11 protein-coding genes are annotated in these 19,469 nt (G+C 38.3%); all 11 read left to right on the forward strand.

The features are described 5' to 3' along the window. Positions 1-5 precede the first annotated feature (5 nt). Positions 6-1,577 (forward strand): RagB/SusD family nutrient uptake outer membrane protein, encoded by a 1,572-nt coding sequence (locus ACO052_RS06265; protein WP_422107148.1) that lies wholly within the window; start codon positions 6-8, stop codon positions 1,575-1,577. A gap of 123 nt (positions 1,578-1,700) precedes the next feature. Further along, on the forward strand, positions 1,701-5,024 hold the full coding sequence (locus ACO052_RS06270) for a VCBS repeat-containing protein (protein ID WP_422107149.1): 3,324 nt from the start codon (positions 1,701-1,703) through the stop codon (positions 5,022-5,024). After that, positions 5,017-8,265 carry a VCBS repeat-containing protein gene (locus tag ACO052_RS06275; RefSeq protein ID WP_422107150.1) on the forward strand — a complete coding sequence of 1,083 codons (3,249 nt, stop codon included), beginning with the start codon at positions 5,017-5,019 and terminating at the stop codon, positions 8,263-8,265. Before ACO052_RS06270 ends, ACO052_RS06275 begins: the two co-directional genes overlap by 8 nt. Then, a complete protein-coding gene (locus ACO052_RS06280) occupies positions 8,252-9,583 on the forward strand; it encodes a vanadium-dependent haloperoxidase (RefSeq protein ID WP_422107151.1) in 1,332 nt (443 codons plus the stop codon). Before ACO052_RS06275 ends, ACO052_RS06280 begins: the two co-directional genes overlap by 14 nt. Positions 9,584-9,589: 6 nt before the next feature. After that, positions 9,590-10,507 carry a hypothetical protein gene (locus tag ACO052_RS06285; protein WP_422107152.1) on the forward strand — a complete coding sequence of 306 codons (918 nt, stop codon included), beginning with the start codon at positions 9,590-9,592 and terminating at the stop codon, positions 10,505-10,507. Beyond that, positions 10,504-11,136, forward strand: a complete 633-nt coding sequence (locus ACO052_RS06290; protein WP_422107153.1) for a hypothetical protein — start codon at positions 10,504-10,506, stop codon at positions 11,134-11,136. Before ACO052_RS06285 ends, ACO052_RS06290 begins: the two co-directional genes overlap by 4 nt. Positions 11,137-11,150: 14 nt before the next feature. Beyond that, positions 11,151-13,823 (forward strand): MGH1-like glycoside hydrolase domain-containing protein, encoded by a 2,673-nt coding sequence (locus tag ACO052_RS06295; protein WP_422107154.1) that lies wholly within the window; start codon positions 11,151-11,153, stop codon positions 13,821-13,823. A gap of 29 nt (positions 13,824-13,852) precedes the next feature. Next, a complete protein-coding gene (locus ACO052_RS06300; RefSeq protein WP_422107155.1) occupies positions 13,853-15,193 on the forward strand; it encodes an MFS transporter in 1,341 nt (446 codons plus the stop codon). Between the two features lie 15 nt (positions 15,194-15,208). Next, complete coding sequence (locus ACO052_RS06305) at positions 15,209-16,444, forward strand: MFS transporter (RefSeq protein ID WP_422107156.1); 1,236 nt, start codon at positions 15,209-15,211, stop codon at positions 16,442-16,444. Continuing rightward, positions 16,441-18,294 carry a trehalase family glycosidase gene (locus ACO052_RS06310; RefSeq protein WP_422107157.1) on the forward strand — a complete coding sequence of 618 codons (1,854 nt, stop codon included), beginning with the start codon at positions 16,441-16,443 and terminating at the stop codon, positions 18,292-18,294. Before ACO052_RS06305 ends, ACO052_RS06310 begins: the two co-directional genes overlap by 4 nt. Further along, positions 18,294-19,457, forward strand: a complete 1,164-nt coding sequence (locus ACO052_RS06315; protein WP_422107158.1) for an MFS transporter — start codon at positions 18,294-18,296, stop codon at positions 19,455-19,457. Before ACO052_RS06310 ends, ACO052_RS06315 begins: the two co-directional genes overlap by 1 nt. Positions 19,458-19,469 lie beyond the last annotated feature (12 nt).

Genomic DNA, 19,469 nt, shown 5'->3' on the forward strand with positions numbered 1-19,469 from the left:
TGAATATGAGAAATATAGTTAAATTTATTTTAGGGGTGTTCGTAATTGCTAACATTAATTCGTGCACCGATTTAGATGAAGAGTTAACGGACTCTTTGCAGACGGATGAGGCGATTGCAAATGGAGTGTTAAATGCGCAAAGTGCGCTTAATGCGAGTTTGCAGGGGCTTGATGAGTTCCAGTTTCAAGATAAGATTTGGTCTTTACAAGAGATGAGTTCTGATATTATTGCAGGACCAACTAGAGGTACGGACTGGTTTGATGGCGGTGCTTGGCAATCTATGAGTAATCATTCGTGGAGCTCTACGCACCCACATATAGATAATGCATGGAGGTCGATTTTAAGTGGGCTGTTTAATGCCAACAGTGTTTTGGAATTTAGTCCTTCACCCGCGCAAGAGGCCCAAGGTCTTTTTTATAGAGCCTTTTATGTGTTTAGCGCCTTAGATTTGTTTGGCCAAGTGCCATTCAGAGAAGTAGGAAGTGATTTAAGTGATTTACCAATAGTACTGCAACGAGGAGATGCTATTGATTTAGTCATTGCTGATTTAGAAGCGAGTTTAGCTAATATCCCAGATGCAAGCTATGTGAATCCTAATGGTGATGTTTATGCGACTAAAAATGCAGCACATACCTTATTGGCAAAGGCCTATTTAAATAGAGCAGTGTATAAAGCAACGGGAGCAGATGGTTCGGCCATGGCAGGACCTTACACTTTTGATTCTGCGGATATGACTCAGGTCATTCAAAATTGTAATGCTGTTGCTAACTCAGGCTTTTACAACTATAATGCGAATTATTTTGACAATTTTTCGCCAACTAATGACACTGACTCTAGTGAGCTTATTTTTGGAGGTGCCAATACAGGTGACCGTTCTGGGCCAATATTCAGACGTTGGTTCATGACCATGCACTACAATCAAAATCCTAGTGGTTGGAATGGTTTTGTGGCGCTTACGGATTTATACAATCTTTTCGATGACGATGACCTAAGAAGACAACAAGATTTAGACCATTTAGTGGACAATGGTGCAGGCTACAATGCAGGTTTTTTAATTGGACCTCAATTTGCAATAGACGGAACGCCGATTTTTATTCGTAACTCTACGGACCAGGTTGTATTTACGGAGGATTTTTCTTTGACCAACTCAGCAGAAAATCAAGGTATCAGAGCGGTGAAGTATCTGCCTGACTTTTCAAGAGACGGTCAGAACCCTGCGAACAACGATTACGTTATTTTTAGATATGCAGATGTGAGATTGATGAAGGCCGAGGCGATGCTAAGAGGTGGTACGGATTCAGGAGGTGAAAGTGCGGATCAGATTATCAACGAACTTAGAACGGCCAGAAATGCTGGTGGTTCAATTACTGGGGCAACATTAAATGATGTTTTAGACGAAAGAGCAAGAGAATTATATTGGGAAGGTTGGAGACGTAATGACCAGATTAGATTTAATACATTTTTAGGAACGTGGCAGGAAAAACCAAGTGCCTCAAGTTCTGAACGCTTGTTATTCCCAATACCGGTAGATGCATTAGCTACCAACCCGAACTTACGTCAAAATCCAGGATACTAAACTGAGCAAAAAGAAGTGTTAATTAATTGATTGGTTTTATTATTTGAGCAACGAAAAAGAGGTACAGTTACGTACCTCTTTTTTAAATATTAGATATCTTTAAGCGCTTAAATTCATAACGATTTGAAAAGATTTTGCATTTATTTTATAATCATCTTCTCGGTAACCTCATGTGAAGAAAATAAGTCCTCTGATATAAATGAGGATGTGCGTTTGTTTACCTTACTTGATAGTCAACATACCGGTATTGATTTCGAGAATAAGATTTGGAATTCCAAAGATTATAACATCTTCAAGTACAGAAATTTTTATAATGGCGGTGGCGTTGGTTTAGGTGATATTAATAATGATGGTCTTCCGGATATTTTTTTAACAGCCAATCTGGGAAAAAATAAACTGTATTTAAACAAAGGAAATTTTGTTTTTGAGGACATCTCCGAATCTGCAGGGATTGGCGGTACAAATACCTGGTCTACAGGGGTCGTTATGGTCGATATCAATAATGATAAGCTACTGGATATTTATGTGTGTAACGCAGGAAATGTGGATGGCGATAATTTGAAGAATGAGCTTTTTATTAATAATGGTGATCTCACCTTTACCGAAAACGCTGAGGCCTATAATCTCGATGAGAGCGGACTCACTACCCACGCCTCATTTTTTGACTACGATAAAGATGGCGATCTTGATTTATACTTACTCAATAATAGCTTTATCCCAGTCAATTCATTAAACTATAATAATAAAAGAGAGCTTAGGGATGAAGATTGGGATGTGCCAAATATGTTGAAGGGAGGTGGTGATAAACTGCTGAGAAATGATAATAACAAATTTGTTGATGTCAGTGAAGCGGCTAATATTTATGGAAGTTTAATTGGTTTTGGACTAGGTGTTACGGTAAGTGATGTCAATAATGACAATTACCCAGACATCTACGTTTCTAATGATTTTTATGAGCGGGATTATTTATATATCAACAATGCGGATGGTACGTTTAGAGAGTCCTTAAAAGATTGGGCTAACCATTTGAGTCAATCTTCCATGGGTGCCGATATCGCCGATATAAATAATGATGGTTTATTGGATGTGTTCGTGACGGATATGCTACCAGAACCAAGTCAGCGTCTCAAAGAGATGACCTTGTTCGAAAACTATGACCTCTATAACCGAAAGTTAGGACTGGACTTCTATCATCAGTACATGCAGAATTCACTTCAATTTAACCTAGGGAATGGCCATTTTTCTGAAATTGCCAATTTTAGTGATGTAGGCAAAACAGACTGGAGTTGGGGGGCATTGATTTTTGACATGGATAATGATGGCTATAAAGATATTTATGTCTGCAATGGCATTTATAACGACTTGACCAATCAGGATTTTATGAATTTTTTTGCTAATGATATTATACAAAAGCAAGTGGTTACTGGTAAAAAAGAAAAGGTACAATCTATCATTGATAAAATGCCCAGTACTGCGATTAGAAACTATGCTTTTAGAAATAACCAAAACTTGACGTTTACCAATAAAGCGGAGGATTGGGGTTTTGGTACTGAAAGTTTTTCAAATGGAGCGGCCTATGGTGATTTGGATAATGATGGCGACTTGGATTTAGTCATTAATAATGTCAATCAAGAGGTTTTCGTTTACAAAAACAATTCCGAAGCATTATCTCAGAATAATTATGTTAGTATTAAATTAAATGGCGCTGAGACTAACACATATGGTGTTGGTGCTAAAATTCAATTGTTTTATAGCGATGGTATTATCACAAGGGAAGTTTACCCGTCTAGAGGTTTTCAGTCTTCTATAAATTACGTTCAGACTATAGGTCTTGGTGATAAGACTCTAGATTCTTTGGTTGTGCTTTGGCCAGACGGTAAATCGCAATCCATGACGCTGGATAAAATCAACCAAACCGTTACTTTGGATTATAAGGATGCCAAACTAGTACCCAAGGAGATTCGCAATAGTCCAAGCACCTATTTTGATGCTGTAAAGGCCGATCTCGTAAAGCACGATGAGAATACAAATCATATCGATTTTAATTATGAAGGTTTAATAAGGAAAATGCTCTCTCGTGAAGGCCCAACCTTGAGTGTTGGGGATCTCAATGGGGATCAATTAGAAGATGTTTTTGTTGGTGGTGCTAAAAATCAAGAAGCACAGATATATCTTCAGACGCGACAAGGGCGTTTAAAATTACAGGCCAATACGAGCCTAAGTGATGACGCTTCGTTTGAAGATACAGCCTCTACGTTTTTAGATGTGGATGCAGATGGCGATCTCGACCTCATTGTAGGCTCTGGAGGTAACGAACTTTACGAATCAAAAACCTATAGGGTGAGACTTTACATTAATAATGGAAAGGGTAACTTCACGCCATCTGAAAACAAACTACCAATTTTTAACAATAATACGGCCGTTATTTGTGCCTTCGATTTTGATGCTGATGGAGACAAGGATTTGTTTGTTGGTGGAAGATCTGTAGTAGCCGTTTATGGCATCAACGCCAAACATCAATTATGGCAGAATAATGGTGATGGTACCTTCACCGATGTGACTAATGCGAAAGCTTATGCATTTAAAGACCTCGGTATGGTGACAGGTGCTCAGGTTATCGATATAGACAATGATGATCTTGCGGATTTAGTCATCAGTAGAGAATGGGATGCGCCCATAATCTTTAAGAGCAACGGAAAGCAACTAAGCGCTTACAAAACAAATTTAGGTGATTATAAGGGCTGGTGGAATAGCCTTTTAGTGGTTGATCTCGATGGCGATGGTCGCGACGATATTGTTTTGGGGAACGATGGCCTAAATGTTCCCTATAAACCCACCAATGAGAAGCCCATAAAAATGTATGTCAATGATTTTGATAATAATGGGACTATCGAACAAATTTTCACCGAGACCATTGACCAAAAAGATTATCCAATTATTATTAAGCACGAACTGACCAATCAAATTGTGTCGTTGAAAAAAGAAAATCTCAAATTTTCGGAGTATGCCGTAAAGTCAATTTCCGAATTATTTCCTAAGGACAGATTAGATCAGTCCCTAGTAAAGAGCGTCACAACTTCTGAAAGCCTTGTGGCTTACAATAAGGGTAATGGTCAATTTGATATACAAGTACTACCTGCGCCTGTTCAATTCTCTTCGGTAAACGCCATTGCAACTTTAGATATTAATAAAGATGGGAATAAAGATCTTGTTCTTGGGGGGAACGAGTACGCCTATAAGCCTCAATATGCTCGACTGGATGCCAGTTTTGGTCATGTTCTCCTGGCTAAAGATACACAAGGTTTTGAAGTTTTAAAACCTGAAGTTTCTGGGTTTTTTGTACGCGGCGAGATTAAGGCGATTAAGCAAATAAGGCTTAATGGTCAATTATATCTCTTGGCGGTTGTCAATAATGAAGAACCAAAACTATTTAAACTTAATGAATAAGCTAGTTTATAAATATAGTGGGTTGTTTTGTCTGTTGATGCTCTTGGTTAATTGTGAAAAGAACAATAATCAACTTTTCCAGATAGAAAAGCCAACGGACTCTGGCTTAGATTTTAGTAATACCTTAAAGGATACGATTGGCCAAAATATACTAGACTACCTTTATTATTACAATGGTGGGGGAGTTGCTATTGGCGACATTAATAATGACGGGCTCTCCGACGTGTTTTTTGTGTCAAATCAAAACAAAAACAAGCTCTATTTGAATAAAGGTAATCTTAAGTTTGAAGACATCTCCCAAGCTGCACAGATTGAGGGGAAAAGTACCTGGAATACCGGGGTGAGCATGGCCGATATTAATGGGGATGGGTTTTTGGACATATATGTCTGCGCCGTTGTTGGTACCAATGGATTTATAGGCCATAATGAGTTATTCATTAATAACGGGGACAACACCTTTACAGAACGATCTGGGGCTTATGGTTTAGATTTTACAAATTATTCCTCAAAGGCGACCTTTTTCGATTACGATCTCGATGGGGATTTGGACATGTATTTACTCAATCATGCCATTCATACACAGGAGTCTTACGGTAAATCTAATATAAGAGCGAATCGCAATGACTTAAGTGGTGATAAACTACTCAGAAACGATGGGAACCGCTTTACGGATGTCAGCGAAGCTGCTGGTATTTTTGGAGGTCCTAATGGTTATGGTCTAGATGTCTCAGTTTCCGATTTTAATAATGACGGTTTTCCAGATTTATACATTAGCAACGATTTTCACGAGGACGACTATTACTATCTAAATAATGGAGATGGTACTTTTAAGGAAGAGCTAAAAGCGGCTTTTGGTCATGTGAGCAAATTCTCTATGGGTAATGATGTGGCAGATATTAATAATGACGGTTATGCGGATATTATAAGTTTGGACATGTTGCCAGAAGATGAAATGGTACTAAAATCATCCGCTGGTGATGACAATGTGCAACTTCAAAAACTTCGTACAGAAACCTTTGGTTACCACTATCAGTACAGCCGAAATATGCTTCAGATTAATGGACCTAGTCATCGGTTTACCGAGACAGCATTGTTAAGCGGAATTGCTGCAACAGATTGGAGTTGGAGCGCTTTAATTGCTGATTATAACAACGATGGTCATCAGGATTTGTTTATATCCAATGGGATACCCAAACGCCCAAATGATCTCGACTATATCAATTATATCTCCGATAGTCAAATCAGTAAAAAACTGAGTACGACCAATTTTATAGACAAAGAAGCCTTAGACTTAATGCCGGCAGGACAGCTTAAAAACTATTATTTTGAAGGTGAAAAGGGGATCCGTTTTAATCCTGTATCTGATTTTGCTGACCATCAGGCGTCCTTTTCGACGGGTGCGGCATATGGCGATTTAGATAATGATGGCGATCTTGACTTAATAGTAAATAATATCAATCAAAGTGCATTTCTCTATAACAACCAGACTGCCCAAACTAATTTTTGTAACATAGCATTGCGATATACAGACAAAAACCTATTCGGCATTGGTGCAAAAGTGACCTTATATCTTGGCGAAAAAGAATTAGTGCGAGAATTATTTCCTCAGCGTGGGTTTCAGTCCTCGTCAGACCCGAGACTTCATTTTGGTTTAGGAAAAAATAGCACTATTGATTCTCTAAAGATCCTTTGGCCAGATAAAACGGAACAGTTTATCATTTCACCCAAAGCTAATACACTTCTAACCATAAGCTATGAAGGAGAAGCTGCAAAATCGATATCAAAGAATTTAGAAGACGCCAGCACCGACTTGGTATTTGCAAGAGTGGATTCGTTGTTAAATACACCCCTTGTGCATATTGAAAATGATTATACAGACTTTAATAGGCACAAATTATTACATTACAAGCTTTCGGATCGAGGACCGGCACTTGCCATAGGAGATGTTGATAATAATGGCTTAGATGATATTTATCTGGGAAGTTCTAAAAATCAGCAAGACCAGCTCTATCTTCAAACTCAAGATGGTTTTAATAAAGTAAAAGATAGTTTGTTTAATACTATGGCGATTAATGAATCCGTAAGTGCACAAATTGCTGATGTCAATAATGATGGTCATAAGGACATCATAATCGGTCATGGCGGTGGTGAGTTTTTCGGAAATTCTGAGGTGCTAAATAATACTATTCTAAGGCTTAATACGACTTTAGAATCCACCCAACTTTCAGATGACTTTGAGGATACAGCAGTCATAAAAACAGCCGATTTTGATAATGATGGGGATACGGATCTATTTGTTGGCAATGCGACGCGATCTAATGATTTCGGCTTTATACCAGAAAGCTATATTTTAGTAAATGATGGCGGTAGCTTTTCTAAACAGTCTTTAGGAGAATTAGGAATGGTAAGAGATGCTATTTGGACAGATTTTAATGGTGATGAAGCCTTAGATCTTATCGTTGTCGGAGAATGGATGCACCCTTCATTTTTGGTTCAGGATGGTGAAAAATTCAAGGACGTATCTTCTGATTATGGGATGAATGCATTAAACGGCTTATGGCGCTGTATTTCTTCTTTTGACATCGATAATGACGGTGATGAGGATTACGTGTTAGGAAATTGGGGCGAGAACTCAAAGTTCCAAGCAAGTCCAGATGCACCTATGTTGATGTATTATGCCGATTTCGACAATAATTCTAAGACTGAGACGATTATTGCTACAAAAAAGGATAACCAGTATTACCCCTTAGATGGTTTGGACAGATTGAGTAATCAGTTAAGTACATTTTTTAAAAAGAAGTATAACTCTTATAAAGACTTTGCTGGGCAAACCATAGAACAAGTGCTAGGTAAAGATCATATAGAAAGCGCTAAATTATTTAAAGTGCATACCCTTCAATCAGGCTATCTTATAAATGATAACGGGTCTTATAGATTTATGCCTTTTGAAGAAAATCTACAGGTGGCACCTATAAATAGTATGACAAAGGTTGAGAGTAAAAAAGGGAAAGGATTACTTTTAGCAGGAAATTATAAAGGAGTCATACCCTACCATGGGAAACTTGGTGGCTTTAAAGGAGCACTCATTTTAGACAGTGACACTATTGTTGTCGGTGATGAGCTTGGCTTGGATTTTTATGATAAAGTCATTAATCAGTTGGGGGTCATTAAAATTAATAATAAAGACTATTTAATAGCAGTAGTACATAATGGAACAGTTCAGTTTTATGAGATTAAGTAAAGTTGTATTAGTAATTACGATTTTATATTTAGGATGGAGTTGTGCATCTCCAAAGGCGGAAGATGTCATTGTAACTCAAGACGATTACTTTAGTGCAGTAGACAAGGTCACGCAGATAATGATTCACGATATATTCTCGCCTCCAGTAGCCAGCAGGATATACGTTTATCCAAACATTGCGAGCTACGAAATTATGGCGCTTCAAAATAAATCTTACAATTCTTTGGTAGGGCAAGTTGAAGGCTTAACAACAATACCAGCGCCTAAGGATACCAATGTAAATACACAACTTTCTGCGCTTATAGCCCATATGGAGGTCAGTAGAACTTTAATATTTTCTGAAGATAAATTAGAGCAGTTTAGGGATAGTCTCTATGGCGTATGGGCATCTAAGAATGAGGCACAATTTGAGGCCTCAAAAGCCTATGCATTGGAAGTCGCTTCGCATATGAAAGATTGGATAGACAAAGATAATTATAGCCAAACCCGGACGATGCCAAAGTTCAATGTAGATGCCTCTGAAGCGTCACGCTGGCAACCTACTCCTCCAGCTTATATGGACGGCATCGAACCCCACTGGAATAAAATAAGAACATTAAGTATTGACTCTGCTTCACAGTTTAAACCAAAATCGCACCCAAAATTCGCTTTAGACAAGGGCTCTGATTTTCATAATGAACTTATGGAAGTTTACAATGTGACTAACAATATTACAGCCGAAGGAGATGATTCTGAAGAAATAGAAATTGCCCAGTTTTGGGATTGTAATCCTTATGTGTCAGTCACTAGAGGCCACTTTATGTTTGCGACAAAGAAGATTACACCAGGAGCACATTGGATAGGGATTACCAAGATTGCAAGTCAAAAGGCAAATATATCGTTTGACGAAACGATTTATGCCTTTACGAAAACATCGATAGGTATTTTTGATGCATTTATAAGCTGCTGGGATGAAAAGTATAGAAGTAACCTCATTAGACCAGAAACACTGATCAATCAACATATTGACGAAAAGTGGAAGCCTATTTTACAGACACCACCTTTTCCTGAATACACAAGTGGACATTCCGTTGTTTCCGGCTCGGCTTCTACAGTATTAACCTCCATATTTGGGGATAATTTTCAATTTGATGATGATACAGAAGTTGCGTTTGGATTGCCTATACGATCGTTTGAATCATTTAATAAAGCAGCAGAAGAAGCGGCAATTAGCCGATTATATGGAGGTATTCACTATATGGCTGCCATCGATGATGGTTTGCTCCAAGGGCGAAATGTTGGGAAGTGGGTTACAAATAGTTTAAAAATGAAAAACTAATTACCTATGAACAAAAAAATACTTTATGTTATAACTGGTGTTCTTGTAATGCTTGCAGCATGGTATTTTTTTGTTAAAGACTATGACTATCAGATTACTTTTAAGTCTAATAATCCGAAAGGCTTTGTTTACAATAATATAAAAACATGGAATAACAATAGACCGGTTAAAGATACTATGGTTAAAACCATTAGTAGCATTCCATTTAGTGAAATACAGCAAAAATACTATCCCGCCAAAGATTCTACGATTAATATCAAATGGAAACTAGACAAAATCAACGATTCTCTTACAAAAATTATAGGGTATTTTAAAAGTGACCATGGTGGTCCCCTGCTCAGAACACAGCTCTTGTTTTCCACTCCGGATTTTGTGAAGCAAAGTCTTGATTTTGCCAAGGGGTTGAACAGGCGCATTAAATCGAGGTCCAAGTTGTATAAGCTATCTGACGTCGATACGATTATGGTGCCTTCAAAACAATATGTCTATGTCATCTGTGATGCAACGCTTCAGACGAAGGCAAAATCTATGATTGCTAATAATGGCTATATATTGCAGTACCTTAAGAAGAATAATTTAGAATTAGCAGACTTTCCTTTTGTAGACATACAATCTTGGAACAAACAAACAGATAGTATTCGTTTTAAATTCTGTTTCCCTATTAAGACGGTCCATCAGAGCCAAGAATCCGACATCAAATTTGAGGAACGTAAGCAATATAAGGCTTTACGCATACGATTTAATGGCAATTACAGTAAATCGCATATGGCATGGTATGCCTTTAATGATTATTTCGAAGCTAATCATAGCTCAGAACAACAAATATTGCCGACGGAAATCTTCTTAGACGATCCTAACCAAGGAGGTGAAGATATTCAATGGCGCGCCGATATTGTCTTACCCCTAAACCAAATCGATCAATGATAGGTGATAAATTGACATATCATTCAAATTACCGTAAGGTCACGGATAAAATTATGAGTAGGCTCAACAAGGAGTTAACAACTAAAGCATGTGTTTGTATTGCTGTTGGTGGTGAATCGGGGAGTGGAAAAACATCTTTAGCACACGCCCTTCATCTCGATATTGAAAAAAAGCTATCCTTAAAGGGGTTCTTGTTCCATGCCGACGATTACTTTATACGGCCACCAAAGGATAATCACAATAAGAGATTAGAAGATATAGGTAATGTCGGGGTAGAAGAGGTGAATCTCGATGTATTAGATGAACACATTAGAATGTTTATCAATAAAGCGGACCTCATTGAAAAACCCCTAATAAATTATAATGAAAACTATATCTCTAAAGAAATCATTCAGCCAAGTGACTATGATTTTTGCATTGTTGAGGGCACCTATGTCATGCTTTTACAAGAGCCGCATTTTAAAGTTTTTATAAAAAAAACCTATAAAGATACTATGGCAAATCGTCAAAGGCGTGCCAGAGATTTGATTAATGCCTTTAATGAAAATGTATTGGAAATAGAACATCATATTATCAAAGCGCATTCAAAATTGGCAAATATGATTGTCAGTGATAATGGCATTGAGTAACAAAATAATCCGACATGATGAAATATAAAGTTATCGTATTAGCAGCCTTGTGTATCTTGTTAAATTGTCAATCAGGCGAAAATTCATCAAAGCACAGCCCTATATACCAATCTGAAAGCTTTGAAATTTATAAGGATAAGGTGGTGCAAGGTGAAAACATAGCAGAAGTTGTTTCACCAATACACTTAAAATCTAACTATCGAAGTCCTGCAAGTACGACCTTTTCCAGGTTGGTAAAATTTAAGTTTTCCATCAATGAAAAGGATAATGAATTGGCACCTGGAGCCGATCATTGGTTGATTATTGGAGATGACCAGCACGAGTCGGAAGTGGTGACTTTTGGAGCTAACCCCCAACCGATACCCGATCAGCCCAATACCTATTTGTCAACGAATTATGAATTCACTTTTAAGGTCGATGTATCCCCCGTACTAAAACAGTTTGAGGAAAAGGGATTTTATGAAGCTTTCAATGGTACAAAAGTGGCTAAAGCGGATTTTAAAGGGTTTTATATTGCTGGCGGTTCAGAACCTTTGACATGGGATTTCGTGAATTTAGATAGTCAAGGTTTAAAATTACAACCAACTGACGATAAGCATATTTACAGTATTACCGTGACCTTGAATCCCTATAATGAAGCAGAAGCTCAGGATAAGGCATGGAACCTATCGGAGGACATATCCAACCGTCCACAGTATGTTTCGCAGCAGCCCATAGTCGATGCCCTGTTCAATCTCTCTTTAGAAGAAGCTATCAAGAATATTGAGCCAGATAGTACCTTGAGAACTGGCGCAAAATGGGGTGGTGTTTGGACACGCGATGTAAGCTATTCGATTTTGTTGGCCTTTGCATATCATGAGCCAGAAGTCGCAAAAATTAGCTTACGTAAAAAAGTGAGACGCGGTCGCATCATTCAAGATACAGGTTCGGGCGGTGCTTGGCCCGTGTCGTCGGATAGGACGACTTGGTGTTTAGCAGCTTGGGAGATTTACAAGGTGACTGGAGATAAAGACTGGTTAGATGAGGTGTATCCGATCATTAAGAACACCTTGGAAGACGATTATAAAACCATTTACGATGAGCGCTTCGGACTGTATTCGGGAGAATCGTCGTTTTTGGATTGGCGAGAACAAACCTATCCGAAATGGATGGATAATCGAGATATTTATGTGTCGCACAATTTGGGAACCAATGTCGTGCATTATCAAGCACATCGGATTTTGGCAGAAATGGCCAAGTTAAAAGGTGAAGATGCTACGATTTTCAATGAACGTGCCGACCATATAAAAAAGGGTATTAATGACCATTTATGGTTACAAGACCAAGGGTATTATGCACAGTTTATGTATGGTCGTGAGGACCTGATGTTATCCCCGCGGTATGAGGCACTGGGTGAAGCCTTAGCAATTTTGTTTGGGGTAGCCGATGCTGAAAAAGCTGCTTCAATTATTTCAAAATCACCGTTGACCGAATTTGGTGCCACCTGTATTTATCCTCAGATCCCAGATATTCCACCCTATCACAACAACGGCATTTGGCCCTTTGTACAATCCTATTGGAATTGGGCTGCTGCAAAAACTGGGAATGAAGCCGTCTTAAATCACGGTTTGGCCAGTGTGTATCGCGCCGCAGGCTTGTTTTTGACGAATTATGAAAATATGGTGGCCGAAACCGGTGACTTTTTAGGAACAGAAATCAATTCGCATCGTATGCTTTGGAGCATGGCGGGCAATTTGGCGATGGTACATCGCGTGTTTATGGGTATGGAATTTACCACGGATGGTTTGGCGTTTAATCCTGTTATACCAAGTGCTTACGGTGGTGAACGTAGCTTGTCTAATTTCAAATATCGAGATGCCATTCTAAATATTACGGTTAGCGGTCATGGCACAAAAATTAAATCGGTAATGATCGATGGTAAAACTGTAGATAAAGCATTTATAGCAAGCGATGCCAGTGGCACGCACGAGATCGTCATCGAAATGGCCAATAATGACTTTCCCAATAAAGGCATCAATAGTGTTGAGAATCACTTTACTCCAACAACGGTGCTGGCGAAAAAAGAAGGGGATTTTGTGACATGGCAAGCGATTAAGGAGGCAAAGGCATACCGCATTTACAAAAATGGAAATTTCGTGAAAACGACAACCGATACAGCATTTAAAAACGATGAAGAAGGCTATGCCTCGTATATGATCAGTGCAGTTGACGAGAAAGGCTATGAAGGTTTTGCGAGCGAACCCGTGATTTTTGCAAATGATGTTCTGACCATTGAAGCAGAACGTTTTGCGGCAGCGTCTACCTTGCCATATAGTAATTTTTCGGGCAATGGCTTTGTAGAACTCACCTTGAATAAGAACAGAGAACTCGACTTTACTTTTGAAGTCGAAAAAGCGGGTACCTATATATTGGATTTTAAATACGCAAATGGTAGTGGACGCTGGAATACCAATAACAAGTGCGCAATTCGGAGTTTGACCGTCAATAATCAGTACGAAGGCGTCGTCGTCATGCCCCAACGGGGTAAAGATGAGTGGTCAGACTGGGGCTTTTCTAATGTCCATCAAGTGCAGTTAAAGGCTGGTACCAATACTGTGAAAGTACATTTTGAGGATTGGAATAATAATATGAATGTCGACGTTAATACGGCTATGCTCGATTATCTCCGCCTGATCTTTATCAAATAGTAAAACTAACTAACTAAATTATAAATAAGATGAAACTAACCAAACCAAGATTATCCTTTTGGCAAATATTCAACATGAATGTTGGCTTTCTAGGCATTCAATACAGTTTCGGATTACAGCAAACGGCAATTAATCCTATTTTTCTATATCTAGGTGCACCGGAAGATATGCTACCAATTTTAAACATTGCTGGACCAGTAACGGGATTGATAATCCAACCTATTATTGGAGCAATGTCAGATAAAACTTGGTCTGCAAGATGGGGAAGGCGTAAACCGTATTTTTTGATTGGAGCGTTACTGGGAAGTTTGTGTTTATTTGCATTTCCGAATAGTCCGGTACTGTGGTTTGCTGTCGGTCTCTTATGGATTTTGGATGTGGGTAATAACATGGCTATGGAACCCTATCGTGCTTTCGTTGGCGATAAGCTACCCGAAAAACAACTGAGTTTAGGGTTTCAAATGCAAAGTCTATTTGTAGGTGCAGGGATTTTATTAGCAAACGGATCTATCATTTTATTTCAGAAATGGTTTGGTGGTGATGTTGAAGTGGCGGGAAAAATTCCTCAATGGCTGTATTATTCGTTTTATATTGGTGGTATTTTGTCCATTAGTACCATTTTATGGTCGGTCTTAAAAACTCCTGAAATCCCACCTTCAGATGAAGAATTAGCTGAGATTAATCATAGTAAAAGTTTAGGATTGGCGCATCGTATAAGAGAACCGTTCAACGAAATTGTTGGCGCTATTAAAGACATGCCTAAGTTTTTGTGGAGAATTGCCGGCGTGTATTTATTTCAATGGTATGCCTTGTTTATTTATTGGCAATTTGTCACACCTTTATTCAAACAAACGTTGAACTTTTCAACTTCTGAAGCAGCAGCTCAAGCCGCAAAAATGAATACAACTTACAACGTTGTGACCATGCTTGTCGCCTTGGCATTAGTGCCCTTAACCTTAAGGTTTGGAAACAAAAAAATCTATGCCTATAGTCTTGTGGGTACTGCGATAGCTTTGTTTTCAATACCAAATATTCAAGATCCAAATCTGGTCTTGATACCTATGGTATTATTTGGAATTGGTTGGGCCGCAATGATGGGAATTCCCTATACCATGGTGTCTAAGGCAGTTCCTCAAGACAGACGCGGTGTATATATGGGAATTTTAAACATGATGATCGTAGTGCCTATGGGAATCCAAACACTAACTTTTGGCCCTATTTATAAGTATCTATTAGGTGGAAATGCAGTTAATGCCATGCTATTTGCCGGGACATTTTTTGTTATTGCGGCATTTTTAGCTATGAGATTAAAAGAACCAAAGTCTTCAGTTGATGAAGAAGAAATTGCAGTGCCTCCGGGAGGACATTAATCAAATAGGTGACATATGAAAAATCTAGGTATAAAAATTTCTATCTATCTCAATTATTTTGTCTTTGCTATTTTATTAAATAGTGTCGGGATTGTTATAGAAAAATCTATTGACGTCTACGAGGTTACTGAATCTCAAGCTTCGGTCTTAGAAGCGTTCAAGGATTTGCCAATCGCCATAGTGTCGTTTTTAATTGCATCCTTTTTACCAAGATATGGCTATAAAAGAGCCATGCTTACGGGATTGGCCATTGTGTTTTTTGGCTGCTTATACATGGTATTCGGTAACAGCTTCTTTCATACCAAAATACTGTTTTTATCTATCGGCGTTAGTTTTGCCTTGATAAAACTATCGGTGTATTCTTTAATAGGGGTTCTTACTGAAACAAAAAAAGAACATTCGTCCTTAATGAGTTCAATAGAAGGATTTTTTATGGTAGGCATTGCTTTGGCTTATTTCTTATTCCCAGCATTTTATTCCGATACCAATGAAAATGCTTGGCTCAATGTGTATTACGTATTGATGGTACTTATTTTAGCATCCTTTATCTTTTTATTTTTTTCAAAGCTCAATTATCAGATAGAGGCTACCGGTTCCAGCTTAGTGGAAGATTTAAGAGAATCTGGAAAATTAATTGTGGTACCTCTAGTGCTGGTATTCATCGTTTCGGCATTTCTATTTGTAATGATCGAACAAGGGATTATGACGTGGCTACCGACGTTTAATAAACAAATCTTCAATTTTAACTCGGTATTGAGTGTGCAAATGGCCAGTATTTTAGCTCTTTCATTAGCTTTAGGCCGCTTTATAGCGGGATTTTTGACCAAGTATATTAAATGGGTGTATTTAGTGATTCTATGTGTCATTATATCAGGGGCGATATTGGTAATTGTGTTACCGCAACTTAAAGTTGATGTGGCTAATGTATCCGAAATTTCTAGTATAAGCGATGTGCCTATGTTAGGGTTTATCCTTCCGATTATAGGATTGTTTATTGCGCCAATTTATCCGCTTTTAAACTCATCCGTTTTAAGTTCCCTGTCAAAGAACCTACATGCGCCAATGTCTGGACTAATCATTATTTTCTCGGCTTTGGGAGGAACCTTAGGATCGCGAATTGTAGGTGAATTGTTTGAACATATTGGAGGAGCGAATGCCTTTTACTTTTTACTGATACCGATGGTCTTATTGATTGTTTTTGTATTGGTTATTGATAAAATGTCTAAGAACAAAGTCGAGGTGTCGTTATGATGTTTAAACTTCACATACAGGAGACCCTTCAAGCGCTATTAGCCCAAGAAGATACCGATGGGGATAAAAAAATAACCATCGAAGACAAGGGACCAAAACGGTTTAGGCTTAGAAGTGAAGAAGGAGAAGAGCTTGTTGTTCAAGGGACCTATCACCTGTCCAATTTGTTACAAGAACTCGTTATCCAAAAACTTCAAGGGGAATCTATAGCCCATATAGAACGCTCTAAGATTGAAGAACGACCAGCTCACCGGATTTCAAGAATGATTAAGGAGCATTATTGGAATGGTTTGACACGGCGTATGGACAAAACAGGCATTTCGGCTTTGGTATCAGATACCAAAAATGACAGTTTGACGGCAGAGGTCCTTCCAGTTTATGTGCCTGCCTCAGACGATCTTGCTATGACGTACTATAAATCGCTAGAAGCCGATTTTCCTATTAAAGCGGTGGCGCTACCTGAGCAAATAACTCCCGAGTTCGTAAAATCTATAAACGATAAGCCAGGGATATTAAGTTTAAAATTAGAAGCTGTAGATGACCAAATTCAAGGAGTGCCATTTGTTGTACCCGGTGGACGGTTTAACGAAATGTATGGTTGGGATTCTTACTTCGAATCCATTGGTTTGCTTTGTGACGGCCGTGTGGATTTAGCCAAAGCTATGGCTGATAATTTTCAATATCAAATTGAACACTATGGCAAAATCTTAAATGCTAACCGAAGCTACTACTTAACACGCACACAACCGCCATTATATTCTAGTTTAATTTATAAGGTGTTTAAAGCTACAAAGGATAAGGAATGGTTAGCAAGTCATCTCAAAACGGCCATTAAAGAATATGAGACCGTTTGGATGGTTCAGGGGAAACGCCTGACCAGTAATGGACTTAATAGATATTTAGCTGAAGGCATTGGGATAACACCAGAAGCAGAAGAAGGGCATTATGATGCCGTTTTAAAACCATATGCTGACGCACAAGGCCTTACAATTGCTGAGTATTCTGAAGCCTATCAAGAAGGACGTATGAAAAATGAGGAACTTGATACCTATTTCATACACGATAGAAGTTTACGTGAAAGTGGTCATGATACCTCTTGGCGATTAGATGATGTCTGTGCCGATTTAAATACGGTTGCACTCAATAGCTTACTCTATAAATACGAATTGGATTTTGCTTATATAACAGACACTTACTTTAATGGTGTATTCGAGGGCTATGACGGGTCATATTGGTGGACAGTAGCGGACGAAAGAAGAGAACGCATGCATAAATACATGTGGAATGAAGAATATGGCCAATATTTTGACTACAATTTTGTAAAGCAAGAACAGACCTTATTTGAAAGTGCGTCAAATTATTTTCCCCTCTGGGCTGGTTTAGTAAGCAAAGATGACGCGAAGTTAATGATAGACTCATTAATGAATCGGCTTAAAGAAAAAGGCGGTATTGCAGGAACATCGAGAACCATGAATGCAAATTTGCCGAAAAATGCGATTCAGCGTCAATGGGACTATCCAAATGGTTGGGCGCCACATCAAATGTTAATTTGGGAAGGACTGAAAATTCAAGGATATACTAATGAACTCCAAGAATTAGTCTACCGATGGCTCTATATGATTACCAGAAATGCGGTAGATTATAACGGTACTATTCCTGAGAAGTACGATGTCGTGGCGGCTACTCATAAAGTGTTTGCCGAATATGGAAATGTTGGTACGGAGTTCGAGTATATTACTCAAGAAGGTTTTGGTTGGATGAATGCCTCATATCAGTATGGCTTATCCATTTTAAAGGATGAATTTGTAGAAGCGCTTAACCAACTTAAAAATCCAGAAGAGCTCTTTTAATGGATTCATTAAAGCTTATACTATCGCGGAAGCGCTACTTTTCGGTAGTATGGGTTTTTTGTTCATTGAATATCATGTTTGGGACTTGGATACTTTACATTCCGCAGGTAAAGCAGAAGTTAGTGCTTAATGATTCGCAAATTGGATTTGCCATGTTTTGTTTGGCATTAGGTGTCCTGTGTTTTATTCCTTTGGTGCCCATCATATCCAAAAAAATAGGGATAGGTAAAAGCACGTTTTTCGGGATATGCGTTTTTAGCATGGTTTTTTTAATTCCAGTAGTAGCCCATACCTATATTTTACTATGTGCAGCTTTATTTATGGTAGGTATGTTTTCTGGATTTACAGATGTGACCATGAATACTTTAGTTTCTGAGCTCGAAAAAAGAGATGAGGTCAACTTTATGTCTGCTGCACATGGGTTTTTTAGTCTAGGAGGTGCTATAGGTGCCCTTTTAGGAACATTTTTAATGGTATATATAGAAGTCCCATTATTTCATTTGAGCCTAATGGCGATTATAGTAGTAGTAACCAACCTGATACTAGTATCCCAATATTTTAAAATCAGGGAAACTGAAACTAGAAAGTCTGAAGATAAATTACCATTAAAGTCATTTAGACCTTTAGTGGTCTTAGCACTTTTGGCTATGATAGTTATGGGTAATGAAGGTGCTATTGAGCATTGGAGCTCAATCTATTTCACTGAAGTCATTGCCGTGGCATCAGACAATATGGTTGGCTTGGGCTTTACCGTATTTTCAATAATGATGACGGTAGGGCGATTTTTTGGCGATGGTATTAGTGAAAAAATAGGTTCAGTCCGAATCATTGTACTAGGTTGTTCCCTTGCAGCTTTAGGATACGTATTTGTGCTACTGAGTCATTTAATTTTAAGTGCTATAGGTTTCGGAATTATTGGTTTAGGATTGTCTGTTGTCATTCCAGAATTGCTAAGAGTAGCAGGAAAAACAGAACATATTTCAGCTTCGAAAAGCATTTCGTTCGTTTCTGGGGTGGGTTTTGTCGGATTTTTAGTTGGTCCCATCATTTTAGGCTATATTTCTGATTATTTTGATTTACAAATTAGCTTTTCCTTTTTACTAGTGTTAATCCTATTAGCAGTAGTGTTAACACGACTTAAATTAAATTCAAAAACAAGTTGATCATATCATGTC

It is taken from the genome of Winogradskyella sp., from assembly GCF_965228925.1.
In the GTDB taxonomy this organism is placed as follows: domain Bacteria; phylum Bacteroidota; class Bacteroidia; order Flavobacteriales; family Flavobacteriaceae; genus Winogradskyella.

Excerpts from the sequence above, each read along its gene's own strand:
- ACO052_RS06265 (WP_422107148.1), top strand. The coding sequence starts at position 6 with ATGAGAAATATAGTTAAATTTATTTTAGGGGTGTTCGTAATTGCTAAC.
- ACO052_RS06275 (WP_422107150.1), top strand. The coding sequence starts at position 5,017 with ATGAATAAGCTAGTTTATAAATATAGTGGGTTGTTTTGTCTGTTGATG.
- ACO052_RS06280 (WP_422107151.1), top strand. The coding sequence starts at position 8,252 with ATGAGATTAAGTAAAGTTGTATTAGTAATTACGATTTTATATTTAGGA.
- ACO052_RS06285 (WP_422107152.1), top strand. The coding sequence starts at position 9,590 with ATGAACAAAAAAATACTTTATGTTATAACTGGTGTTCTTGTAATGCTT.
- ACO052_RS06290 (WP_422107153.1), top strand. The coding sequence starts at position 10,504 with ATGATAGGTGATAAATTGACATATCATTCAAATTACCGTAAGGTCACG.
- ACO052_RS06295 (WP_422107154.1), top strand. The coding sequence starts at position 11,151 with ATGATGAAATATAAAGTTATCGTATTAGCAGCCTTGTGTATCTTGTTA.
- ACO052_RS06300 (WP_422107155.1), top strand. The coding sequence starts at position 13,853 with ATGAAACTAACCAAACCAAGATTATCCTTTTGGCAAATATTCAACATG.
- ACO052_RS06305 (WP_422107156.1), top strand. The coding sequence starts at position 15,209 with ATGAAAAATCTAGGTATAAAAATTTCTATCTATCTCAATTATTTTGTC.
- ACO052_RS06310 (WP_422107157.1), top strand. The coding sequence starts at position 16,441 with ATGATGTTTAAACTTCACATACAGGAGACCCTTCAAGCGCTATTAGCC.
- ACO052_RS06315 (WP_422107158.1), top strand. The coding sequence starts at position 18,294 with ATGGATTCATTAAAGCTTATACTATCGCGGAAGCGCTACTTTTCGGTA.